Here is a 21464-nt window from a genome sequence, read left to right as displayed (position 1 = left end):
GCCAGCTCCGGGGATTTCGCCGAGCAGGCGACGCTTTAGCAGTATTTCTGGGTCGGTTCCTGTGGGAGGAAAGCGACGGCCGCCCTGCAAGTTGTCGAATTAACTCGGCGGCTAAGGGATAATTATAGACTTTCGTCCCGACCGGTCAAATCAGTCGCCTTGTACCAGCCCGGTGGCTGCCGGCCATTCTTCATGTTTCTTGCCCCGCTGTTCCGCTTTCTCTCCCGCCTGCCGCTGAGCTGGCTGCACGCCGTGGGCGGGCTGGCCGGCTGGTTGATCTATTTTTTCGACAGCGGCTACCGCCGGCGGCTGAAGGACAACCTGACGCTGGCCCTTGGCCGCGACGATCCGGCGCTGCGCCGCCGCGCGGTGGCGGAAGCAGGGCGACAGGCGCTGGAGGTGCCCTGGCTCTGGTTGCGTCCGGTGGAGGAGGTGCTGGGCAAGATCGTCCGTGCCGAAGGCTGGGAGTTGGCCGACCAAGCGCGCAGTGAAGGCGCTGGCATCCTCTTCATGACGCCCCACCTGGGCTGCTTCGAGATCACTGCGCTCTACTGCGCTGCCCATGCCCCCATCACCGTGCTCTACCGGCCGCCGCGCAAGGCTGCGCTGCGGCCGCTGATGGAATACGGCCGCAATCGGGGCGACATGCGCACCGCGCCGGCCGACCTCTCCGGCGTGCGGAAGCTGGTGAAAACGCTGCGGGCGAGCGAGGCGGTGGGCATGCTGCCGGACCAGGTGCCGGCCCTGGGTGAAGGGATCTGGGCGCCGTTCTTTGGCCGCCCGGCGTGGACGATGACGCTGGCGGCCCGCCTGGCCGAAGTGAAAAACGTGCGCATGTTCTACATCTGGGCCGAACGCCTGCCGCGCGGGCAGGGCTACTCGCTGCATGTGGCTCCCCCGCAGGAGGCGATGGAGGGTGATCTGGCGGCACGCTGCGCGGCCATCAACCGCGACATCGAGCGCGTTATCCTGCGTTGCCCGGAGCAATACCTGTGGGGCTATCACCGCTACAAGAAGCCGAAGGCAGGCAAGGCGGCCGATCAAGCGGCCGAGGATGCGCACGCATGATGACCCGCCTGGGCGTTGCCCTGTTCTGGCTGCTCCACTGGCTGCCGTTGCCGGTCCTCGCCCGCGTGGGCGAAGCGCTGGGCTTGCTCATCTACGTCTTCGCCCTGCCGCGTCGCCGGGTGGCGGCGATCAATCTGCGGCTGTGCTTTCCGGAAATGGAGGCCCATGCGCGCAACCGTCTGCTGCGCCGGCATTTCCGCATGCTGGGCCGCAGCCTGCTGGAGCGTGGCCTGAGCTGGTGGGCGAGCGAGGCGCGACTGCGGCGCCTGATCCGGCTCACCGGCCTGGAACGGGTGACGGCGGCAAAGGCCGAAGGCCAGGCGGTGATCCTGCTGGCGCCGCACTTCGTCGGCCTGGACATCGCCGGCACCCGGCTGGCCATGGAAGGCGACTTCGTCAGCATGTATGCCCACCAGAAGAACAAGGTGCTGGATCGCTGGCTCTACCACGGCCGCAGCCGCTTCAACGACCAGATGCTGCTATCGCGCCAGGACGGCGTGCGCAGCACGGTGAAGGCGATGCGCGCCGGCCGTCCCTTCTTCTACCTGCCGGACATGGATTACGGCCGCAAGGACGCCATCTTCGTGCCTTTCTTCGGCGTGCCGGCGGCGACCATCACAGGTTTGTCGCGCCTTGCCCGCCTCGCCGGTGCGGTGGTGATGCCCTGTACCGCCCATGTGCGGCGCGACGGCAGCGGCTACGACGTCGAGATCGGCGAGGCGTGGGCGGATTTTCCGACCGCGGATGTGGAGGCCGATACCCTGCGCATGAACCGCTGGCTGGAAGGCGCGGTGAAGTCCATGCCCGAGCAGTATTACTGGGTGCACCGCCGCTTCAAGACGCGTCCGCCGGGCGAGCCCAAGCTCTATTGAGTCCCCAGAGCAGCCTGGCGGCGCGGGCCTAGTCCCTCTTTTCGTCCTGCCGGGCAAGGCGCGCGAGCACGACTGGAAAGGCGGCGCTGCCGAGCAGGGCCACCGCCGACACGATCAGCGCCAGTGCAGTGCCGGCCTCCGCGAGTATGGGATGCGAAGCCGAGAAATCCCCGACCAGCAGGGCGAATCCCGCCAGCAGGCAGAGCAGACCGGGGATGCCGAGCAGCCAGGCGGAGAGGGGAATGAGTGCGGGGCGGGTATCCATGGCGCGGCATTCTCCCACCTGGCCCGCGGTGGACGATAGTCGGCCGCTGGGCGAGAATCGGCCGTTCTCCGCCCCATCCCTCCAGGAGCTTTCCCCCATGCGTTTGCGTTTCACCAAGATGCACGGTCTCGGCAACGATTTCGTCGTCATCGATGCCACCCGTGAGACGGTGGATCTGACCCCCGAACGGGTGCGGGTCATCGCCGATCGGCATTTCGGCGTGGGCTGCGACCAGTTGCTGGTGGTGGAGCAGCCCACGCAGCCGGACGTCGATTTCCGCTACCGCATCTTCAACGCCGATGGCGGCGAGGTGGAGCAGTGCGGCAACGGCGCGCGCTGCTTCGTCCGCTTCGTGCATGAGAAGGCGCTGACCGACAAGGACGAGATCCGCGTTGAGACCCGCAGTGGTCTCATCGCCCCGCGCCTGCGGCCGGACGGCCTGGTGACGGTGGACATGGGCGTGCCGCGGCTGCAGCCGGCGCAGATTCCCTTCGTTTCCGACTCGGACGCAGTGGTGCAGCCGCTGGACGTCGCCGGCGAGACGGTGGCGATCACCGCGGTCTCCATGGGCAACCCACATGCGGTGCAGGTGGTGGCCGACGTGGAGATGGCGCCGGTGCAGGCGCAGGGCGCGCTGATCGAAAAGCATGCCCGCTTCCCGGCACGGGTGAACGCCGGCTTCATGCAAGTGGTGGATGAAGGCCATGTGCGCCTGCGGGTATTCGAGCGCGGCGCCGGAGAGACCCTGGCCTGCGGTACCGGTGCCTGCGCGGCGGTGGTCGCCGGCATCCTGCGCGGCCTGCTGGTGTCGCCGGTGCGGGTCGAAACCCGCGGTGGCGAACTGGAGATCGCCTGGAGCGGCCCGGAAACGCCGGTGCTGATGACCGGCCCCGCGGTCACCGTATTCGAAGGCGAGATGGAACTCGCCTGAAACCCATTTTTACGGGGCGGCAGCGCCGCTCCGACTGGATTGGAGCCCCCCGATGAATGCTGACGACGTCGCCCGTTACCTCCGTGAACACCCCGATTTTCTTTCGGAGCACGGCGAACTCTTTACCCAGATCACCGTGCCCCATCCCCAGCACGACGGCCAGGCGATCTCGCTGGCGGAGCGCCAGCTCCATGCCCTGCGCGACAAGATCCGCCTGCTGGAAGGCAAGCTGGCAGAACTGATCCGCTTCGGCGAGGAGAACGACGACATCAGCGAAAAAGTGCACCGCCTGTCGGTTGCCCTGCTGGCGGCCGAGAACTACGAGGCGGTGCGGCATGCGCTCTATACCAGCCTGCAGGAGGACTTCAGCGTTCCGCACGTCGCCCTGCGCATCTGGAACAGCGTGCTGGCCCGCGAGGAGGCGGAGTTCGCGTCGGTGAGCGAAAGCGTGCGGCTCTATGTCGGTGACCTCCGCCGTCCCTACTGCGGTGCGCCCGACAATATCGAGGCGGTGGGCTGGTTCGGCGAAGCCTCGCCGCACATCCGTTCCCTGGCGCTGATGCCGCTGCGCCGCCAGACCCAAGTCTTCGGCGTGCTGGTGCTGGGCAGCGAGGAGATGGAGCGCTTCTATCCGGAAATGGGCACGCTCTACCTCGGCCGCATCGCCGAACTCGCCGCTGCCGCGCTGCTGTGCGAACTGGGCTGAATCCAGCCGAGGCGGAAAGCGCGCCGCCCATCTGGGTGGAGGATTACCTTGCCTACCTGGCAACCCAGCGCCGCGCCGCCCGGCTGACGGTGGAAGGCTATCGTCGCGATCTGCTCCGGCTGGCCGAACTCGCTGACGGGCGGTCGCCGCTGGAGCTTTCCTCTCACGACATCCGCCGCTTCGTCGGCCGCCTGCATGGAGAAGGATTGGGCGGGCGCTCCATCGCCCGCGCGCTGTCCGCCTGGCGAGGGTTGTATCGCTGGTTCGCCCGGCATCGCGGACTTGAGCGCAACCCGGTGGACGGGATCCGGGCTCCGCGCTCGCCTTCGCTGCTGCCGCGCGCGCTGTCGATGGAGCAAGCCCAGGCCTTGCTGGACCCCGTTGCCGAGAGCGTGCTGGAGGTTCGCGACCTCGCTATGTTCGAATTGCTCTACTCCTCCGGCCTGCGCCTGGCGGAACTCGCCAGCCTGGACCTGGGGCGGGGTGTGGATATGGACGAAGGCATGGCCACCGTCACCGGCAAGCGTGGCAAGACCCGCATGGTCCCGGTGGGCGGCAAGGCACTTGAGGCGCTGCGCGCCTGGGTGGCCCTGCGCTCCGGCTTGCCGGTGGGCGACGAGCGGGCGCTGTTCGTGACGCGCACCGGCAAGCGCATGACTTCATCCGCCATCCGCAGCCGTCTCGCCCAGCGTGCTCAGCAGATTGGCTTGGGCGTGCATGTCCATCCTCATATGCTGCGCCACAGCTTTGCCAGCCACATGCTCCAGGCCAGTGGGGACCTGCGTGCTGTGCAGGAACTGCTGGGCCACGCCAGCATCCGCAGTACCCAGGTGTATACCCACCTCGATTTCCAGCACCTCGCCCAGGTGTACGACGCTGCGCATCCCCGCGCGCGCAAGCGTTAAAAGGCAGCCTCTTCTGTTCCGTATCCCTTCCCCAGTTTGGGTATTTACGGATGTGGGGGTATAGAGGCCTTCGGCTATGCTGACAGCAAGCAGAATAATTACTAACGGACTGTGTCGCGTCCCCAGTAAATGGGGCGGCGAAAGCGGGGCAGCCATGACGACTGGAATTACCCCCAGGGGAGGAGGCGTCGAGGGAGGCGTCCTCGCTCCAGGCGCAGCATCATTCGAGCGCCAAGGTGTGCAGCGGGAGGTGGCTTTGCTGCTTGCCCGGTACGAGATCCGGAATCTCAGGCGCTGGTTTGATGATTTCGACCGCGACATCCTCTTACCTATTCTGCTGGGCGAGATTGCGCTGCATAACATTGGCGCTTACGAGAATGGCGCCGGCACACGCAAGACGCTGGATGACCCGGACGATCTCTGCCCCTTGAAGCCTTGCAATGCATACTCGATTGCCGCAGCGACCGGGCTGCCGCGCGAGACGGTCAGACGGAAGATCGTGCGTCTCATCGAGTTGGGCTGGATCCGCAAGCGCCACAACGGTCACCTCTATGTGACAGCCGAGGCGATCAACCACTTTGGTTCCATTCTGGGCACGCGCCAACTCAGCGAGTTGCTGACAACGGCGGACAGGGCCCGGCGCCTGATCGACAAGTAGCCCGATTCTCCACTACACGCATCCATTGGGGTATCCGCGACGGATAAAGCCTGTGCGGGTACCCCAGGGCCTTGTCGCCAGTGGATTCTTTGCTGGATTGGCGCCTCAGGGTACTGCGGGTAGACTTGCCGGCCATTTTCGTGGATTTCCCTCATGGCCCGCCTGATTCTGCTTCCCGGCAAGGAACGCTCCGTGATGCGTCGTCACCCCTGGATCTTCGCCGGCTCGGTTGCCCGGCTCGAAGGCCGGGCGCGTCCGGGAGATACCGTGGAAGTGCTGAGCGATGACGGCAAATTCCTGGGGCGGGCGGCATGGTCGCCGGAATCCCAGATCCGCGCCCGCATGTGGACCTTCGATGCAGATACCACCGTCGATCACGCCTTCTTCAAGCGCCGGGTGGCGGCTTCGGTGGCGCGGCGCGCCAGCCATCCCCTGCTTGAAGGCAATGATGGGCTGCGTTTGATCCACGGCGAGTCTGACGGGCTGCCCGGTGTGATCGCCGACCGCTACGGCCCGGTCGTGGTCCTGCAACTCACCGGCGCCGGTGGTGAGAAATGGCGGGATGCACTGGTGGCTGGCCTGGTGCAGGCCACCGGCTGCAGTGTGGTCTATGAGCGCTCGGACTCCGACGTGCGTGGGCTGGAAGGGCTGGAGCCGAGGGTGGGCTGCGTGTACGGCGAGTTGCCGGAAGATCTGCAGATCACCGAGCACGGCGTGCGGATGGCGGTGGACGTGGTGGGCGGACACAAGACCGGCTTCTACCTCGATCAGCGCGACAACCGATGGCTGACCGGCCGCTTCGCGAAGGACCGCGATGTGCTCAACTGCTTCTGCTACACCGGCGGCTTCTCGCTGCAGGCGCTGGCTGGCGGTGCGCGCAGCGTGCTGTCCATCGACTCCTCCGGCCCGGCGCTGGCGACCGCGGCGCGCAATCTGGCGCTCAACCCCCAGTTGCCGGCGGATCGCGCCGAATGGCGCGAGGACGATGTTTTCCAGGCTCTGCGTGCCTTGCGCGCCGAAGGGCGCAAGTTCGGCCTGATCGTGCTGGACCCGCCCAAGTTCGCACCTTCCGCCGCGCATGCGGACCGCGCTTCCCGGGCCTACAAGGATATCAACCTGCTGGGTTTCCGCCTGCTGGCGCCCGGCGGCATCCTGATGACCTATTCCTGCTCAGGCGGCATTGGGCTGGAGTTGTTCCAGAAGATCGTCGCCGGTGCGGCGGTGGATGCCGGCGTAGACGCCCGTATCATCCAGCGCTTGTCGGCGGCACCGGATCATCCCGTCGGGCTGTCGGTGCCGGAGGGTGAGTACCTGAAAGGGCTGGCGCTTCAGATCGACTGATCACGCTCAGCGCTGCGGCCGGCTCGCGGCCGGGCGGTCTGGGTCCGGGCCCGGCTCGGCGCTGGAGAATGCGGCGGCGATCAGCCCCAGCGCCAGCACCATGGCGATGAAGTGCTGCCTCTGCCCGCGCGGTCCGGGCAGGCGGCGCTCGCCGCGGTAGTAGAAGTTACCCATGTAGCCCACGCCGGCCCAGCCGGCGGCGAGCAGGCCGGCGCCGAGCAGGCGTGAGGACAGCGGGTCGAATAGCCGGCCTAGCGCCGGGTTGCCGCGGTCGGGCATGAAGAAGCTGGGGGCCTGGGTTAGCAGGTAGAGGCCGCCGAGCACGCACAGGCACAGCATCAGGACCTGAATGGAGCGCATGCCGGCTCAGCGCTCGAACAGGTCTCCGCCTGCACGCGGCGGCATGAGGCCGAAGTGCTGCCAGATGGCGTGGGTAGCCATGCGGCCGCGCGGGGTGCGCTGCAGGTAGCCTTGCTGGATCAGGTAGGGCTCGATGACGTCTTCGATGGTGTCGGTGGATTCACCGATCGCGGCGGCGATGTTGTCGAGGCCGACCGGGCCGCCGCCGAATTTCTCCAGCATGGCGGAGAGCAGCTTGCGGTCCATCAGGTCCAGGCCGAGCGCATCCACGTCCAGCATGGTCAGCGCGGCGTCCGCCACCTTGGCGGAGATGTCGCCGCCGGCCTTCACCTCGGCGTAGTCGCGCACCCGGCGCAGCAGCCGGTTGGCGATGCGGGGGGTGCCGCGGGCGCGGCGGGCGATCTCCAGGGCGCCGGCGTCGTCGATCTCCACGTTCAGCAGTCGCGCCGAGCGGCCGACAATGAAGCCCAACTCGTCCGGTGTGTAGAACTCCAGCCGGGAGACGATGCCGAAGCGGTCGCGCAGCGGGTTGGTGAGCATGCCGGCGCGGGTGGTGGCGCCGACCAGGGTGAAGGGCGGCAAGTCCAGCTTCACCGAGCGGGCAGCCGGGCCTTCGCCGATCATGATGTCGATCTGGAAGTCCTCCAGTGCCGGGTAGAGGATTTCCTCCACCACCGGCGACAGGCGATGGATCTCGTCGATGAAGAGGACGTCGTGCGGCTCCAGGTTGGTGAGCAGCGCGGCAAGGTCGCCGGCGCGCTCCAGCACCGGGCCGGAGGTCTGACGCAGGTTCACCCCCATCTCGGCGGCGACGATGTGGGCCAGCGTGGTCTTGCCCAGGCCGGGCGGGCCGAACAGCAACACATGGTCCAGTGCCTCGCCGCGCTTCTTGGCGGCCTGGATGAAGATCTCCAACTGCTCACGGACCTTCTGCTGGCCGACGTATTCGGCCAGGCGCTTGGGGCGCAGCGCACGTTCCACCGCGTCTTCCTGGCGGTCGGCGGGCTGGGGGGAGATCAGGCGCTCGGAGGCTGCGGCGCGGAGCTTGTCGGTTTCGATCATGGCGGGAGTTTAGCTGCTCCGGTGTTGCCCGGTGCGGACTACTGTCGATTTGTTCAGGCTTTCGACAGCGCCTTGAGCGCTTGGCGGATGCCATCGGAGACACCGACATCCTCGGCCAGCCCCTTCATCGCGCCCAGTGCTTCCTTCTCGTTGTAGCCGAGGGCAAGAAGGGCGTTGAGGACGTCGCTCTTCGCATCTGCTGCGCCGCCGGCCGCAGCGGCCAGCCGGGCGCCGGTGACTTGCGGCAGGGCCTTGCCGAGCTTGTCGCGCAGTTCCAGCAGCAGGCGCTCGGCGGTCTTCTTGCCAATGCCGGGAATTTTCACCAGCCGGCCGGCTTCCTGCAGCGCCACTGCTTGGGCGAGGTCATTCACCGACAGGCCGGACAACACCGCCAGCGCGGTGCGCGCGCCAATGCCGGAGACCTTGAGCAATTGGCGGAAGGCGGCGCGCTCTTCTTCGCTGGCGAAGCCGTAGAGGAAGTGGCCGTCCTCGCGGATGGCGAGGTGGGTGTGGAGGCTGACGCGGCTGCCGGTGGCGGGCAGGCCGTAGAAGGTGCTCATCGGCACTTCCAGTTCGTAGCCGACGCCGCCGGCGTCTACGAGGATCTGGGGCGGGTTTTTTTCCAGCAGGGTGCCGGTGAGGCGTCCTATCATCGTTCGCTCTTCTAGGTTTCAGGCCGGCCAGCGGCCGAAGGCCAGGGTGGCGGCCAGGATCAGGCCGTGGAGATGGGCGGCCAGGATGGTACGCCGTATCGCCGGCCCGAGGTGTGCGGCATCGTCCGCATGTTCCAGCAGCTCGCGGCCGGCGGCGAAGGAGAACACCAGCGTGAGCGCCGCGGTGGCGGCATGCTGCGGCAACTGGTAGCGCGCCACCAGCGCGACCAGCCAGCCATAGGCGAAGAGCGCGATCAGGAGGTACACCCACTTCGCGGTGGCGGTACCCAGCATCGTCACTAGCGTGCGCTGGCCGCCTTGGTCATCCCGGGCGTGGCTGGCGAAGGCGGCAATCAGGTGCTGGTTGCTGGCGAGCAGGGCGTAGGACAGCCCCGCGGCGGCGGCCAGCGGACTGAAGGCGCCGCGCTGCAGGGCGTCGGCGGTGAAGGCGATCAGCAGCCAGCAGATGGCCGCCAGCGCTTCCCCGCGGCCGCGAAGCAAGGACGAGGCAGCGCGCCAGGCGCCTAGGCTTAGGGCAGAGGCGGCGGCAAGTACGGGCAGCCAGGAGCCGGTGCGCAGGGACAGGCCAAGTGCCGCCAGGAAGGCCAGCGTCAGCGGGGCATAGATGCCGAGCGGGCTGCGCCTGCTGATGCTGGGTGTGTCCTGGTTCCCGCTGCGGGCGTCGTTCCCGGCCGGGTCTAGCCCACTCAAGCCGAAGTGCCCCAACAGCACTGCCAGCGCGGTTAACGCTGCCACGACCGGGTCGAGGCGGTGCAGGCTGCCGAGGGCGGAAGCGAAGCCAACCAGGCAGGCAAGCAGGCTGCTGGAGAGGCGTAGCGGCAGCGTGAAGGTCGGCGGGCCGTCCTGGGCGGGTGGAGTGTCGTCGGGAAGCGGGGCGGAAGACATGTCTGGATCCGGGAGTACCAAAGGCATGCGCCCGCAACTGCGGGCGCATGCCTTCTGAAAGACTGAGGCAGGAGGAGGACCTTGCATGCCGCCGGCTACGGGGCCGGTGCGCGTCGTCCTCGATGCGTCAAAGCAGCACGATGTCGAATTGCTCCTGGGTATAGCTGGCTTCCGGATGCAACGAAATCTTCTTGCCGATGAAGTCGGACAGCATTGCCAGCGACTGGCTTTCTTCATCAAGAAACAGGTCGATCACGTTGGGGGCTGCCAGCACCCGGAACTCGCGGGCGTTGAATTGCCGCGCTTCCCGCACCAGCTCGCGCAGGATCTCGTAGCACACGGTCCGCGCGGTCTTGACCTCGCCGCGGCCGCCGCAGGTGGGGCAGGATTCGCACAGCAGATGGGCCAGCGACTCGCGGGTGCGCTTGCGTGTCATCTCCACCAGGCCGAGGGCGGTGAAGCCGTTGATGCTCATCTTGGTGTGGTCGCGTGCCAGCGCCTTGCGGAACTCCTCCAGCACCATGTCCCGGTGCTCGGGGGTTTCCATGTCGATGAAGTCGATGATGATGATGCCGCCCAGGTTGCGCAGCCGCAGCTGGCGGGCGATGGCTTGGCTGGCTTCCAGGTTGGTCTTGAAGATGGTGTCGTCGAAGTTGCGTGCGCCGACGAAGCCGCCGGTGTTCACATCCACCGTGGTCATCGCCTCGGTCTGGTCGATGATCAGGTAGCCGCCGGACTTCAGTTCCACGCGGCGGGCCAGTGCCTTCTGAATTTCGTCCTCGACGTTGAAGAGGTCGAACAGCGGCCGCTCGCCGGAGTAATGCTCTAGCAGTGGCAACACCTTGGGACTATAGAGCGCGGCAAAGGCGCTGAGCTTCTGGAAGTTTTCCCGTGAGTCGATGACGATGCGCGAGGTCTCCTCGTCTACCAGGTCGCGCAGCACCCGGTGGCCCAGCCCGAGGTCCTCGTGCAGCAGGCAGGGCGGCGCCGCGCCGGTGGCCCGGTTGCGGATCTCGCCCCACAGCTTGCGCAGGTAGCCGATGTCGGCGGCGAGTTCTTCATCGGAGGCGGATTCGGCCATGGTGCGGACAATGAAGCCGCCGGGCTCGTCTTCCGGCACCAGCCGGGTGAGGCGTTCGCGCAGGGCTTCACGCTCGGCTTCATCCTCGATGCGCTGGGAGATGCCGATGTGCTTCTCCTGCGGCAGGTAGACCAGCAACCGGCCGGCGATGCTGATCTGGGTGGACAGCCGCGCGCCCTTGGTGCCTATGGGGTCCTTGAGCACCTGCACCATCAGGGTCTGGCCCTCGGTGAGGATCTTCTCGATCGGCCGCGCCGCCTCGCCGTTCTGGCGGTCGCTCCAGATGTCGGCCACATGTAGGAAGGCGGTGCGTTCCAGGCCGACGTCGATGAAAGCGGACTGCATGCCCGGCAGCACGCGCACCACCCGGCCGGTGTAGATGTTGCCGACGATGCCGCGGTTGGCGGTGCGTTCGACGTGCAGTTCCTGTACGACCCCCTGCTCGATGATGGCGACCCGCGTCTCCTGCGGGGTGAAATTGATCAGGAATTCGATACTCATGGCGTGGCTGGTAATGGGAAATGCGCAATGACAGGCAACACGTCAGCCATTGCGCATGGCTCATCGCCGGCAGCCGGCGGCATGGAGGGGAGGCGCCGTGGCTGGCGCCGCGGGCACGACGCTAGAGCGCGTAGCCGAAACCATCCTCCAGCAGTTGCGCGGTTTCGAACAGCGGCAGGCCCATGATAGAAGAATAGCTGCCACGTATTTCTTCGATGAAGATCGCTGCCTTGCCCTGGATGCCGTAGGCGCCGGCCTTGTCCATCGGCTCGCCGGAGAGCACGTAGTGGCGGATGTCGTCCTCGCTGAGGATACGGAAGCGGACATCGCTTACCGACAGGCTGCTGCGGATGTGGGTGCCATCGCTGATGGCGATGGCGGTGAGCACGCGGTGGCTGCGGCCAGAGAGGCGGCCCAGGATGGCGCGGGCGTCTGCCATGTCGCGTGGCTTGCCGATGATCTCGCCGTCCAGTTCCAGCGTGGTGTCGGCGGCCAGCACCGGGCGGCGCGGCAGCTTGCGCCAATGCACGCGGCGCCAGCCGGCCTCCGCCTTGGTCAGGGCGACCCGCTCCACGTAGTGTTCGACGGCTTCATTGGGGAGCGGGGTTTCATCGACGTCGGCGTCATCGCCCCGCTCGCCGCCGCGAAACGTCAGGACTTCGAAGTGCACGCCGATCTGACGCAACAGTTCCCGGCGTCGGGGGCTGGTGGAGGCGAGATAGATGCGAGGCGGGTTGGACGACATGACGGCGCGCGAAGCGGGAATGATTGCGCATTCTAACCGCAGCTGCGCTGGCGCCGCTTTCTCGGGGCATCACTCCGCGACACCGCCGGGGAGATCCGCCTGCCGGCGGGGTGCTCAGACCTCGTCGTAGGGCGGGGAGGCGGAGAGTTCGTCGGTGAAGCCGAAGCGGTTGAAATCCCTGATACGGGCGGGGTAGAGGATTCCGTCCAGGTGGTCGCACTCGTGCTGAACCACTCGCGCATGGAAATCCTCCACCTCCCGGGTGATGGCCCGACCCTCGACATCGAAACCGCTGTAGCGCAGGCGGCGGTGGCGTGGCACCCAGCCGCGCAGGCCGGGTACGGACAGGCAGCCTTCCCAGCCCTCCACCTGTTCTTCCGACAAAGGCTCCAGCACCGGATTGGCGAGGATGGTGAAAGGCACCGAGGGTGCGTCCGGATAGCGCTCGCTGTGTTCGAAGCCGAAGATCACCAGGCGCAGGTTTACGCCGATCTGCGGCGCTGCGAGGCCGACGCCGCCTGCCGCATGCATGGTTTCCAGCATGTCGGCGACCAGTTCGCGCAGTTCGGTGGTGCCGAAGGCGGTGATGGGCTGGGCCACGCGGGAAAGGCGGGGATCGCCCATGCGGAGAATGCTGCGGATCATGGTTACTCGCGGTGGTACGGGTGGTTACGCAGCACCGTCCACGCGCGGTAGAGCGCTTCGGCCAGCAGGGGGCGGACCAGGGCGTGCGGCAGGGTGAGGCTGGACAGGCGCAAGGTTTCCGCCGCGGTGCGCTTCAGCTCGGGAGAGAGGCCGTCCGGGCCGCCGACGATGAAGGCGACGTCCTCGCCGCCGCTTTGCCAGCCTTCGAGGCGGCGGGCGAGGTCACGGGTGCTGAGATCGCCGCCACGCTCGTCGAGGATGACGCGCCGGCAGCGGGCGGGCAGCGCGGCTTCGATGCGGCTGGCTTCGGCGGCCATCATGGCTTCCACTGTCTTGCCGGTGGTACGGGCTTCCGCCTTCACTTCAACGAGCTGCAGGGGCAGTTCGCGGGGCATGCGCCGGGCGAACTCCTCGAAGCCGGCATCCACCCATGCCGGCATGCGGTTGCCGACGGCCACGACCAGCAGTTTCAATTTACTCCCCGCGGGCGCGGGCAGGTTCTCCCGCCTTGCGGCGGCCGGGGGCGCCATTGGCCCACAGTTCTTCCAGGTTGTAATAGCTGCGGATGGCGGGCTGCATGATGTGGACGACGATGTCGCCCAGGTCCACCAGCACCCATTCACCGCTGTCCTCGCCCTCGACGCTCACGACTTCGCCGCCGGAGGCCTTGACCTTGTCCTGCACGCTGCGCGACAGCGCCCGGGTCTGGCGCCCGGAATCGGCGCTGGCGACGACGATGCGGTCGAACAGCGCGGTGAGTTTGGATGTGTCGATGACTTCAATGTCGCGCGCCTTGATGTCTTCCAGGGCGGACACGACGGTTTGCTGCAGTTGGGGGATATCCATGCGGTTCAACGATAGAGGTGGTGCAGCCCAATATAGTCGAGAACGGAATCGGGCAGCAAATAGCGGGCGCTGGCGCCGGCGTGCAGCAAATCCCGCACCAGAGAGGCGGAAATGGCCAGCGGCGTCATGTCGAAGGGGATCACCTTGCCGGCCGGAGTGTCGAGCTTTACCGGGGCGCGGTTGAGGCGGCCGCGGCAGGCTTCGTCGAGTTCCGGCGACAGGGTGGCAGGCCAGCGGCGTTCGTGTGGCGAGTGCCCCGGCCGGTTGGCGACGGCGATGTGGGCGAGCTCGAACAGCGCCTCCCAGCGATGCCACCCTGGCAGGCCGGCGAAGGCGTCGGCGCCCAGGATGAGCACCAGGGGGCGCTGCGGGCCGACCTCGGCCCGCAGGCGTTCCAGCGTGGGCACGGTGTAGCTCGGGCGCGGTTCGCGCACCTCGCTGTCGTCCACTTCCAGCGCGGGATTGCCGGCGGCAGCCAGGCGCGCCATTGCCAGCCGGTCTTCCGCAGTGGAGCCGGGCTTGCCGCGGTGGGGCGGCTGGCCGGCGGGAATCAGTCGGACTTTCTCCAGGCCCAGCGCTTCGCGCGCTTCTTCCGCCAGCCGTAGATGACCGAGGTGGATGGGATCGAAAGTGCCGCCCAGCAGTCCCAGCGGGCCGGCGTCGCCGACGTTAGCGGGCAAGGACATCGGGGGGCAGGCCGAAGACGTCCCGCGCGTTAATGTAGAAGCTGGCAAACACCACCGGGATCATGATCAACGGCAGCGGGATGGACAGCATGCCAGCCAGCGAGGGCGAGATCAGTCCGACCACCCCCAGCAGGATGCCGGGAATCAGTGCCCCGAATACCATCAGTGCGATGCCGAAGGCGAGAAAGGGGCGCCAGTTGCGCAGGCAGGCGTAGAAGCTGAAGAACAGGGCTTTGGTCGGCGGCAGCTTCCACCAGCCGGCAAGGATGGGCGCGAACCAGTAGGCCATCATCACCGGCGTGGACAGTGCGATGGCGAGCAGCAGCGCGCCGGTGATGCGCGGATCGGCGGTGGCGCTTTCGTCCATGCGGCTGCCTGTCATCACCTTCAGCAGGATGCCGCCGTCTATCAGCGTGGTGAGCATCAGCACCAGCAGGCTGGCAACGAGGTAGAGGCCGCCTATGGCGAGCAGGGCCTGCACATTGCCCTTGAAGCCGGAGAAGAGAATATCCGGCCCCACCTTGCGGCCGTTGTCCACGGCGCGACAGCCGTTGAGTACGCCGAGGGAGAGGATGGGCATCATCAGCGAGGCTACCGGCTGGCCGACGAAGGGCACCACGCTCACCAGTACCAGCACCAGCAGGTAGCCGAAGGCGAGGAAGGTGAGCAGCGCCGGGCTGCGCCGCCACAGAGCGAAACCTTCTTTCAGCCAGGTCCAGCCGCGGTAGGTGGGGAGTTGTTGCGCTTGCATGGGAGGTCTTCAGTCGGTTTGAGCGGCGGGCAGGGCGGGCCGCGGCGAGAACAGGTCGCGCCAGGCGGCGAGCTGGGCACCGGCGATGACGGGAACGAGCAGGAGCATGCCGAGGCCGGCCGGGATCATCGCGACCCATACCAGCACGTAGAGCATCACGGCGAAGATGATGAAGGTGAGCAGGCTGCCGAAACAGGCCTGCGCGGAGAGCTTCATCGCATCGAGCGGGGCCACGTCCTGCAGCATGACCAGGGCGGGGGCGAACCACAGCGCCATCATCAGCATGATCCATAGCACGGTGAACACCAGCATGCCGAACATCACGCCGCCGGTGGCCAGCCCCACGCCGGTGAGGGCGCCGACGATGGCCCCGGTGAGCATGGCGCTGCCGCCGATGGCAGCGGCGATCAGCGCGGCGAATAGCGCGCCCAGAAGGTGAAAGGCGCCGACCAGCAGCAGGTTGCCGGCATGCCGGCGCAGGCCGTCAAACAAGTGATCGACCCGCAGCTTTTCACCGCGCTCCACACGCTGGGCGCTGGCGACCATGCCGGCGGCCAGCAGCGGAAAAGCGACCGGCACCGCCACCGGCACCATGCCCAGCGCCAGCAGGATGAGGATGAGCACCAGGGTCTGCAGCAGCCAGGTGCCGGGCGAGCGCAGGAAAAGCTCCCATCCGGTGGCCAGCCAGCGCAGGGCGTCGCCCGGAGCGGCCGGCTTAATCTCAGGCAGCACGTGGCGATGGGGGCGGGGCGGAGGTTCTGGGGGGCTCATTGAGGATGTCGGCAGGATTCAGTGTCGTCGGCCGGAATCGTGCGCGCATGCAACTGCGCTGGCGGGGCAGGCCGACGGTGGCCGATGCTAGCCGATGGCAGGGGGGAGTTCAAACTTCGGGTAGCGCCGGATGGGCGGCGATACGATGGCGCAGGATGTCGCGGTACTCGTCCGGATTCTTCACCAGTACCATTTCGCCCTCCCGCGGCAGATGGTGGTCGGCGGCGCGGGAGAGCCAGAAGCGCAGCGCCGCCGCCCGCAGCATCGCCGGCCAGGCCAACCGCTCGGCGGCAGTGAAGGGGCGTTCTGCCTGGTAGGCCGTGAGCAGGGCGGCGCAGCGGGCGGCGTCCAGCTTGCCGTCGGCCGTGGCGCACCAGTCATTCACGGTGACGGCGACGTCGAACAGCAGGCTGTCATGGCCGGCGAAATAGAAGTCGATCACGCCGCCGATGTGGTCACCGTCCCACAGCACGTTGTCGCGGAAGAGGTCGGCGTGGATGGCGCCGGCGGGCAGGGCGGCGCTGTCCACCTGGGCCTGGAACGCGAGCTCAGTATCCAGCAGGGCCTGCTCCTCGGCCGGCAGAAAGCCACGCACCTCGGTGGCAGTGGCGGCGCGCCAGGCCGGCCCGCGCGGATTCTCCTGGCGCCGGCCGTAGGACTGTCCCGCCAGGTGCAGGCCGGCCAGCATGGCGCCGACGCGGGCGCAGTGCTGCTCGCCGGGCGCCATCACGGATTGGCCTGGCAGGCGCATTACCAGCACTGCCGGTTTGCCTTCCAGCGTGCCGAGGTACTCGTTGTCCCGGTCGGCGATGGGCGCCGGCACCGGCAGGCCGTGGCGGGCAAGGTGGGCCATCAGGTGCAGGTAATAGGGTAGCTCGGCGCGCGGGATGGCTTCGAACAGCGTCAGCACATAGCGCCCCAGCGTGGTGGTGACGAAGAAGTTGCTGTTCTGCACGCCGGCGGCGATGCCCTTCAGCTCGACCAGGCGGCCGACCGCGTAGCCGCGCAGCCATGTGGCGAGAGTCGATTCGGGAAGGGGCGTGAAGACGGACATCGGACGTGTTCCGGAAGTGGGCTAAGGCAAGGGCCGGTCCAGCGCCGCGGCGACGGCGCTCCAGGCGGCGATCTTTTCGGTCAGGCTGCGCGCCGCATGGGCGGGGCTGGTGGAGGGCAGGCGCATGAACTGCGGCTGGGGCAGCCCGGCGGGCAGCTTCACATGGCGGCGAAAAGCGGTTTCGGCGGCACTGCCGTTGAAGAACACGTGACGGATTCCGCTGCAGAGAGTGAGCAGGCCGGGGAGGTCGTTGGCGATCACGCTGGCAGGAGCGATGGCGCTATCCAGGCTGCCGGGGCGCTCGCAGTGGGCGATGACGTCCCAGAGCGCGACACCGGCGTCCTGGAGGCGGCGCAGGCGGTCGGCGTAGGGCAGTTGCGGATCGGCTCCCAGCAGCGTGCCCATGATGGGCCAGAAGGCGTTGCGCGGATGGGCGTAATACTGGCCGGCGGTCAGCGAGGCGACGCCAGGCATGCTGCCGAGAACGAGCACGCGGGCGTCTTCGCGGAAGACCGGGGGGAAGCTGCTGACGACGAACATGAGGCGGGCCGGCGCGGCGGAACCCGCCGGCCCGGGAGATTAAGGCCGGCGGAAAGCCTTACCAGGACTTGATGACCCACATCGGCACGGACAGCGTGGGTGCGGTGTCGTCGCGCACCATCTGGCCGTTGCCTTCCTTGTCCACCAAGTAATACGGCACGCCATGGGGTGGGGTGACCTTGACCATGTAGAGCTTGCCACGGATGCGGTACTCGGTGACGGTGTCCTCGCCCCGCTTCAGGATGGTGACCTGGGGCTCGTCGGCGCCGTCGGTCATGCCCGGCGGCGGCGGGGGCGGTTCGGGGATGGGCTCCAGGTTGGGCGGTTGTTGAGCGCAGACCGGGAAGGCTGCGGCAGCCAGCACGGCGATTAAGAGGCGGCGCATGATGTTCTCCTGTATATCGGCCGATTCTAGCAGAGCGGGGTCTGCGGCTTTCCGCCCGGCTCAGAGGTTCAGCATCAATTCGTGTTCCTCGGGCAGCGGCAGGAAGCCGCGCGTTTCGTAGTGCTTGAAGATGGCCTCGACAACCGCTTCCGGCTCGTCGATGACCTGCACCAGGTCGAGGTCCGCCGGATTGATCATGCGCTCGGCGACCAAGCGGTCGCGGACCCAGTCGAGCAGCCCGTTCCAGAACGCGCCATGCACAAGGATGATGGGAATGCGCCGGCTCTTGCCCGTCTGTATCAGCGTCATCGCCTCCAGCAATTCGTCCAGCGTGCCGAAGCCGCCAGGCATGACGACGTAGGCGGAAGCGAACTTCACGAACATGAACTTGCGTGCGAAGAAGTGCTGGAAGGTTTGCGAAATATCCTGATACGGATTCGCTTGCTGCTCCATCGGCAGCTGGATATTGAGTCCGACCGAGGGGCTTTTGCCGAAATACGCCCCCTTGTTCGCTGCCTCCATCACCCCCGGCCCCCCGCCGGAAATCACGGAAAAACCAGCATCTGACAGCAGACGGGCGATTCTCTCCGCCTGCATGTAATAGAGATGGTCGGGCGGGATCCGCGCGCTGCCGAAGATGGAGACGGCTGGGCGGATGGCATTCAGGCGCTCTGTGGCCTCCACGAACTCTGCCATAATCCCGAAGATTCGCCAGGACTCGCGCGCGCTGAAACGCGGGGCCGCGGCGCCCGCGGGACTGCCGGGCAATTTTTCTTTTGCGGTCATCGCTGTACTCGTTTGTTCTTATTGAAATAAACCGGATGCATTGCATCCGGGCGCCCCAAGCTTCTCCGCAAGGATTTTCCCGGATGCCCACCCTGCTGCTCGTTGACGGTTCCAGTTATCTCTACCGCGCTTTCCACGCGCTACCGGATCTGCGCAACTCCAAGGGTGAGCCCACCGGCGCAATCCGGGGGGTGCTGTCGATGCTACGTCGGCTGGAAGGGGACTACAAGGCGGAATACCGGGCCTGTGTGTTCGACGCCAAGGGCAAGACTTTCCGCGACGACTGGTACCCGGAGTACAAGTCCCACCGGCCGCCGATGCCGGATGATCTGCGGGTGCAGATCGAGCCGCTGCACGAGGCGGTGAAGGCCGAAGGTTGGCCGCTGTTGTGCGTGGAAGGAGTGGAAGCGGACGACGTCATCGGCACCCTGACCCGGCAGGCGGTGGAGCAGGGGTGGGAGGTGGTGATCTCCACCGGAGACAAGGATCTGACCCAGCTGGTGCGCCCCGGGGTGCGCTGGGTGAATACCATGAGCGAGGAAGTGCTGGACGAGGCTGGCGTGACCGCCAAGTTCGGCGTGCCGCCCGAGCGCATCATCGATTACCTGACGCTGGTCGGCGACACGGTAGACAACGTGCCCGGCGTCGAGAAGTGCGGCCCCAAGACCGCGGTGAAGTGGCTGACGGAATACGGCACACTGGACAACCTCGTCGCCAATGCAGAAAAGGTCGGCGGCAAGGTTGGCGAGAACCTGCGCAAGCACCTGGACTTCCTGCCGCTGGGGCGTCGTCTGGTAACAGTGGTGACCGATGTTGAGCTGCCCTTCGGCGCCGCCGACCTGCCAGCCCGTGAGGACGACAAGGTTGCGCTCAAGGCCCTGTACGAACGCTTCGAGTTTCGCGGCTGGCTGAAGGATCTGGCGGAAGGGAGTGTAAGCGAGCCGGCGCGGGCGGGGACAGAGGTCGAAGTCACCGATGAAGCGGACCCGACCGCCCACCGTGGCGGCTACCAGACCATCCTCGACCAGGAAACCTTGTCCGCCTGGCTCGCCAAGCTGAATGCCGCCGAACTGACTGCCTTCGACACGGAAACCACCAGCCTGGACCAGATGGAGGCCAGGCTGGTCGGCATGTCCTTCGCCGTCGCCAAGGGCGAGGCCGCCTACCTGCCGCTGTCGCACCGGGGCGCGGACCAGCCCACGCAACTGCCTTTCGACGCAACGCTGGCGGCGCTTAAGTCCTGGCTGGAATCGGACGCCCATCTCAAGGTGGGACAGAACCTCAAGTACGACGCACATGTGCTGCTCAATCACGGCATCCGGCTCGGCGGCATCGCCCACGACACCCTGCTGCAGTCCTATGTGCTGGAAAGCGACAAGTCCCATGACATGGATTCGCTCGCCAAGCGCCACCTGGGGCTGACCACGATTCCTTATACCGACATCTGCGGCAAGGGCGCCAAGCAGATCTGCTTCGATGAAGTGGCGATCGACAAGGCGACCGAGTACGCCGCCGAGGACGCGGACATCACCCTGCGGCTGCACCGCAGGCTCTGGCCGCAAGTCGAAGCCACCGGCCGCCTGGCGCCGCTCTATCGCGAGATCGAGCTGCCGACCATGGCGGTGCTGCTGGAGATGGAGCGCACCGGCGTATTGATCGATCCCTTCCTGCTGGCCCAGCACAGCGAGGAACTTGGCCGCCGCCTGCTGGACCTCGAGCGTGAGGCGCACGAACTCGCCGGCCAGCCATTCAACCTCGGCTCGCCCAAGCAACTCGGCGAAATCCTCTTTGGCAAGCTCGGCCTGCCAGTAGTGAAGAAGACCGCCACCGGGCAGCCTTCAACCGACGAAGACGTCCTGACCCAGCTCGCCGAAGACTATCCGCTGCCCAAGCTGCTGTTGGAGCACCGCAGCCTCGCCAAGCTGAAGAGCACATACACCGACAAGCTGCCGCGCATGGTGAATCCCAGGACCGGCCGGGTGCACACCACCTTCTCGCAGGCTACTGCGGTGACCGGCCGCCTCGCCAGCACCGACCCGAATCTGCAGAACATTCCCATCCGCACTGCTGAGGGACGTCGCATCCGTGCTGCCTTCATTGCGCCCCGCGATCACGTCATCGTCTCCGCGGACTACTCGCAGATCGAACTGCGCATCATGGCGCATCTCTCCGAAGACGCCCGCCTGCTCGACGCCTTCGCCCGAGGCGAGGATGTACACCGGGCTACCGCCGCTGAGGTTTTCGGGGTAGAGCCGGCCGAGGTCAGCAGCGAGCAGCGCCGCTACGCCAAGGTAATCAACTTTGGCCTCATCTACGGCATGAGTGCGCACGGCCTGGCGAAAAACCTCGGCATCGAACGCAGCGCCGCGCAGGCCTGGATAGACCGCTATTTCGCGCGCTATCCCGGCGTTGCGGACTACATGGAGCGGACGAAGGCGGAGGCGAAGGACAAGGGCTATGTCGAGACGGTATTCGGCCGTCGCCTGTATCTGCCGGATATCCGTGCGCAGCAAGTGGGGCGCCGGCAGGCGGCCGAGCGCGCAGCGATCAATGCGCCGATGCAGGGGACGGCGGCGGACTTGATCAAGAGGGCGATGATCGCCGTGCATGGCTGGCTCGCCGGCTCCAGCTTGAAGTCACGGTTGGTGCTGCAGGTGCATGATGAACTGGTGCTGGAGGTGTCGCAGAGCGAACTCGAGACGATGCGGACCGAACTGCCGAAGCTGATGGGTGGCGTGGCGGAGTTGAAGGTGCCGCTGCTGGGGGAGGTGGGGGAGGGGGATAACTGGGATGAGGCGCATTGAGGGTTGGCGGGCCATTTGGCAATAAGACCACATAATGCAAAGTTTTCACCGAAGCCAGCAGTTGCGGGCGTTCAGTTTCGTCCCAGGTTTACCGTTGGCAACTGTGGATGCACTGGATGGTGGTTGTTCGGATTTATTACCT

25 protein-coding genes are annotated in these 21464 nt (G+C 66.7%); 8 read left to right on the top strand and 17 right to left on the bottom strand.

The annotated features are described in order from the left end of the window. The first annotated feature begins 192 nt into the window (after positions 1–192). Complete coding sequence (locus C7389_RS15870; protein WP_133593230.1) at positions 193–1068, top strand: lysophospholipid acyltransferase family protein; 876 nt, start codon at positions 193–195, stop codon at positions 1066–1068. After that, a complete protein-coding gene (locus tag C7389_RS15865) occupies positions 1068–1940 on the top strand; it encodes an LpxL/LpxP family acyltransferase (protein ID WP_133593387.1) in 873 nt (290 codons plus the stop codon). The genes C7389_RS15870 and C7389_RS15865 overlap by 1 nt, the downstream gene beginning before the upstream one ends. 28 nt (positions 1941–1968) lie before the next feature. On the opposite strand, the gene C7389_RS15860 is transcribed toward C7389_RS15865, so the two are convergent. Further along, positions 1969–2205 (bottom strand): hypothetical protein, encoded by a 237-nt coding sequence (locus C7389_RS15860; protein ID WP_133593228.1) that lies wholly within the window; start codon positions 2203–2205, stop codon positions 1969–1971. 97 nt (positions 2206–2302) lie between these two features. On the opposite strand from C7389_RS15860, the gene dapF reads away from it, so the two are divergent. From dapF to C7389_RS15835, 5 genes are all read left to right on the top strand, one after another. After that, positions 2303–3136 (top strand): diaminopimelate epimerase, encoded by an 834-nt coding sequence (gene dapF, locus C7389_RS15855; protein ID WP_133593226.1) that lies wholly within the window; start codon positions 2303–2305, stop codon positions 3134–3136. Positions 3137–3188: 52 nt separating this feature from the next. Next, the gene (locus tag C7389_RS15850) at positions 3189–3842 is read left to right on the top strand and encodes a DUF484 family protein (RefSeq protein WP_133593224.1); all 654 of its coding nucleotides are present in this window, start codon (positions 3189–3191) and stop codon (positions 3840–3842) included. After that, a complete protein-coding gene (locus tag C7389_RS15845; RefSeq protein WP_246034798.1) occupies positions 3827–4747 on the top strand; it encodes a tyrosine recombinase XerC in 921 nt (306 codons plus the stop codon). The genes C7389_RS15850 and C7389_RS15845 overlap by 16 nt, the downstream gene beginning before the upstream one ends. Positions 4748–4901: 154 nt before the next feature. After that, positions 4902–5405: a hypothetical protein gene (locus C7389_RS15840; RefSeq protein WP_246034797.1), complete on the top strand. Its 504-nt coding sequence runs from the start codon at positions 4902–4904 to the stop codon at positions 5403–5405. Between the two features lie 153 nt (positions 5406–5558). Next, positions 5559–6746, top strand: a complete 1188-nt coding sequence (locus tag C7389_RS15835; protein WP_133593222.1) for a class I SAM-dependent rRNA methyltransferase — start codon at positions 5559–5561, stop codon at positions 6744–6746. 6 nt (positions 6747–6752) lie between these two features. Here C7389_RS15835 and C7389_RS15830 read toward each other — a convergent pair whose 3' ends face one another. The 16 genes from C7389_RS15830 to C7389_RS15755 all read right to left on the bottom strand — a co-directional run bounded on the left by C7389_RS15830 (position 6753) and on the right by C7389_RS15755 (position 18518). Next, positions 6753–7106 carry a hypothetical protein gene (locus tag C7389_RS15830; protein WP_133593220.1) on the bottom strand — a complete coding sequence of 118 codons (354 nt, stop codon included), beginning with the start codon at positions 7104–7106 and terminating at the stop codon, positions 6753–6755. A 6-nt stretch (positions 7107–7112) separates the two neighbouring features. Beyond that, positions 7113–8168, bottom strand: a complete 1056-nt coding sequence (ruvB, locus tag C7389_RS15825; RefSeq protein ID WP_133593218.1) for a Holliday junction branch migration DNA helicase RuvB — start codon at positions 8166–8168, stop codon at positions 7113–7115. A gap of 53 nt (positions 8169–8221) precedes the next feature. Then, complete coding sequence (gene ruvA / locus C7389_RS15820; RefSeq protein WP_133593215.1) at positions 8222–8821, bottom strand: Holliday junction branch migration protein RuvA; 600 nt, start codon at positions 8819–8821, stop codon at positions 8222–8224. Between the two features lie 18 nt (positions 8822–8839). Next, complete coding sequence (locus tag C7389_RS15815) at positions 8840–9727, bottom strand: prenyltransferase (RefSeq protein ID WP_133593213.1); 888 nt, start codon at positions 9725–9727, stop codon at positions 8840–8842. A 127-nt stretch (positions 9728–9854) separates the two neighbouring features. Then, on the bottom strand, positions 9855–11309 hold the full coding sequence (gene rng / locus C7389_RS15810) for a ribonuclease G (RefSeq protein WP_133593211.1): 1455 nt from the start codon (positions 11307–11309) through the stop codon (positions 9855–9857). Positions 11310–11430: 121 nt separating this feature from the next. Further along, positions 11431–12054: a Maf family protein gene (locus C7389_RS15805; RefSeq protein ID WP_133593209.1), complete on the bottom strand. Its 624-nt coding sequence runs from the start codon at positions 12052–12054 to the stop codon at positions 11431–11433. A 114-nt stretch (positions 12055–12168) separates the two neighbouring features. After that, on the bottom strand, positions 12169–12699 hold the full coding sequence (gene def, locus C7389_RS15800) for a peptide deformylase (RefSeq protein WP_133593207.1): 531 nt from the start codon (positions 12697–12699) through the stop codon (positions 12169–12171). 2 nt (positions 12700–12701) lie between these two features. Further along, positions 12702–13172 (bottom strand): 23S rRNA (pseudouridine(1915)-N(3))-methyltransferase RlmH, encoded by a 471-nt coding sequence (gene rlmH, locus C7389_RS15795; protein ID WP_133593205.1) that lies wholly within the window; start codon positions 13170–13172, stop codon positions 12702–12704. A gap of 1 nt (position 13173) precedes the next feature. Further along, positions 13174–13545, bottom strand: coding sequence for a ribosome silencing factor (gene rsfS, locus C7389_RS15790; protein WP_133593203.1), 372 nt, complete (start codon positions 13543–13545; stop codon positions 13174–13176). A gap of 5 nt (positions 13546–13550) precedes the next feature. Beyond that, positions 13551–14231, bottom strand: coding sequence for a nicotinate-nucleotide adenylyltransferase (gene nadD, locus C7389_RS15785; protein ID WP_133593201.1), 681 nt, complete (start codon positions 14229–14231; stop codon positions 13551–13553). Beyond that, positions 14215–14982 carry a BPSS1780 family membrane protein gene (locus C7389_RS15780; protein WP_133593199.1) on the bottom strand — a complete coding sequence of 256 codons (768 nt, stop codon included), beginning with the start codon at positions 14980–14982 and terminating at the stop codon, positions 14215–14217. Before C7389_RS15780 ends, nadD begins: the two co-directional genes overlap by 17 nt. 9 nt (positions 14983–14991) lie before the next feature. Further along, on the bottom strand, positions 14992–15714 hold the full coding sequence (locus C7389_RS15775; protein WP_246034796.1) for a BPSS1780 family membrane protein: 723 nt from the start codon (positions 15712–15714) through the stop codon (positions 14992–14994). A gap of 148 nt (positions 15715–15862) precedes the next feature. Continuing rightward, positions 15863–16807, bottom strand: coding sequence for a homoserine kinase (locus C7389_RS15770; protein WP_133593197.1), 945 nt, complete (start codon positions 16805–16807; stop codon positions 15863–15865). 21 nt (positions 16808–16828) lie between these two features. Then, on the bottom strand, positions 16829–17347 hold the full coding sequence (locus C7389_RS15765; protein WP_133593195.1) for a DNA-deoxyinosine glycosylase: 519 nt from the start codon (positions 17345–17347) through the stop codon (positions 16829–16831). Between the two features lie 58 nt (positions 17348–17405). After that, positions 17406–17732 (bottom strand): DUF2782 domain-containing protein, encoded by a 327-nt coding sequence (locus tag C7389_RS15760; RefSeq protein WP_133593193.1) that lies wholly within the window; start codon positions 17730–17732, stop codon positions 17406–17408. 60 nt (positions 17733–17792) lie between these two features. Further along, positions 17793–18518 (bottom strand): LOG family protein, encoded by a 726-nt coding sequence (locus tag C7389_RS15755; RefSeq protein ID WP_133593190.1) that lies wholly within the window; start codon positions 18516–18518, stop codon positions 17793–17795. Between the two features lie 83 nt (positions 18519–18601). Between C7389_RS15755 and polA the strand changes: the two genes are divergently transcribed. Beyond that, positions 18602–21322, top strand: coding sequence for a DNA polymerase I (polA, locus tag C7389_RS15750; RefSeq protein ID WP_133593188.1), 2721 nt, complete (start codon positions 18602–18604; stop codon positions 21320–21322). Positions 21323–21464 lie beyond the last annotated feature (142 nt).

Source organism: Azoarcus indigens, from assembly GCF_004361735.1.
In the GTDB taxonomy this organism is placed as follows: domain Bacteria; phylum Pseudomonadota; class Gammaproteobacteria; order Burkholderiales; family Rhodocyclaceae; genus Azoarcus; species Azoarcus indigens.
This window is presented reverse-complemented; position numbering and strand designations above follow the sequence as displayed.

Bases quoted from the DNA above. Each gene is read 5' to 3' on its own strand.
- C7389_RS15870 (WP_133593230.1), top strand. From the start codon at position 193: ATGTTTCTTGCCCCGCTGTTCCGCTTTCTCTCCCGCCTGCCGCTGAGC.
- C7389_RS15865 (WP_133593387.1), top strand. From the start codon at position 1,068: ATGACCCGCCTGGGCGTTGCCCTGTTCTGGCTGCTCCACTGGCTGCCG.
- C7389_RS15860 (WP_133593228.1), bottom strand. From the start codon at position 2,205: ATGGATACCCGCCCCGCACTCATTCCCCTCTCCGCCTGGCTGCTCGGC.
- dapF (WP_133593226.1), top strand. From the start codon at position 2,303: ATGCGTTTGCGTTTCACCAAGATGCACGGTCTCGGCAACGATTTCGTC.
- C7389_RS15850 (WP_133593224.1), top strand. From the start codon at position 3,189: ATGAATGCTGACGACGTCGCCCGTTACCTCCGTGAACACCCCGATTTT.
- C7389_RS15840 (WP_246034797.1), top strand. From the start codon at position 4,902: ATGACGACTGGAATTACCCCCAGGGGAGGAGGCGTCGAGGGAGGCGTC.
- C7389_RS15835 (WP_133593222.1), top strand. From the start codon at position 5,559: ATGGCCCGCCTGATTCTGCTTCCCGGCAAGGAACGCTCCGTGATGCGT.
- C7389_RS15830 (WP_133593220.1), bottom strand. From the start codon at position 7,106: ATGCGCTCCATTCAGGTCCTGATGCTGTGCCTGTGCGTGCTCGGCGGC.
- ruvB (WP_133593218.1), bottom strand. From the start codon at position 8,168: ATGATCGAAACCGACAAGCTCCGCGCCGCAGCCTCCGAGCGCCTGATC.
- ruvA (WP_133593215.1), bottom strand. From the start codon at position 8,821: ATGATAGGACGCCTCACCGGCACCCTGCTGGAAAAAAACCCGCCCCAG.
- C7389_RS15815 (WP_133593213.1), bottom strand. From the start codon at position 9,727: ATGTCTTCCGCCCCGCTTCCCGACGACACTCCACCCGCCCAGGACGGC.
- rng (WP_133593211.1), bottom strand. From the start codon at position 11,309: ATGAGTATCGAATTCCTGATCAATTTCACCCCGCAGGAGACGCGGGTC.
- C7389_RS15805 (WP_133593209.1), bottom strand. From the start codon at position 12,054: ATGTCGTCCAACCCGCCTCGCATCTATCTCGCCTCCACCAGCCCCCGA.
- def (WP_133593207.1), bottom strand. From the start codon at position 12,699: ATGATCCGCAGCATTCTCCGCATGGGCGATCCCCGCCTTTCCCGCGTG.
- rsfS (WP_133593203.1), bottom strand. From the start codon at position 13,545: ATGGATATCCCCCAACTGCAGCAAACCGTCGTGTCCGCCCTGGAAGAC.
- nadD (WP_133593201.1), bottom strand. From the start codon at position 14,231: ATGTCCTTGCCCGCTAACGTCGGCGACGCCGGCCCGCTGGGACTGCTG.
- C7389_RS15780 (WP_133593199.1), bottom strand. From the start codon at position 14,982: ATGCAAGCGCAACAACTCCCCACCTACCGCGGCTGGACCTGGCTGAAA.
- C7389_RS15770 (WP_133593197.1), bottom strand. From the start codon at position 16,807: ATGTCCGTCTTCACGCCCCTTCCCGAATCGACTCTCGCCACATGGCTG.
- C7389_RS15765 (WP_133593195.1), bottom strand. From the start codon at position 17,347: ATGTTCGTCGTCAGCAGCTTCCCCCCGGTCTTCCGCGAAGACGCCCGC.
- C7389_RS15760 (WP_133593193.1), bottom strand. From the start codon at position 17,732: ATGCGCCGCCTCTTAATCGCCGTGCTGGCTGCCGCAGCCTTCCCGGTC.
- C7389_RS15755 (WP_133593190.1), bottom strand. From the start codon at position 18,518: ATGACCGCAAAAGAAAAATTGCCCGGCAGTCCCGCGGGCGCCGCGGCC.
- polA (WP_133593188.1), top strand. From the start codon at position 18,602: ATGCCCACCCTGCTGCTCGTTGACGGTTCCAGTTATCTCTACCGCGCT.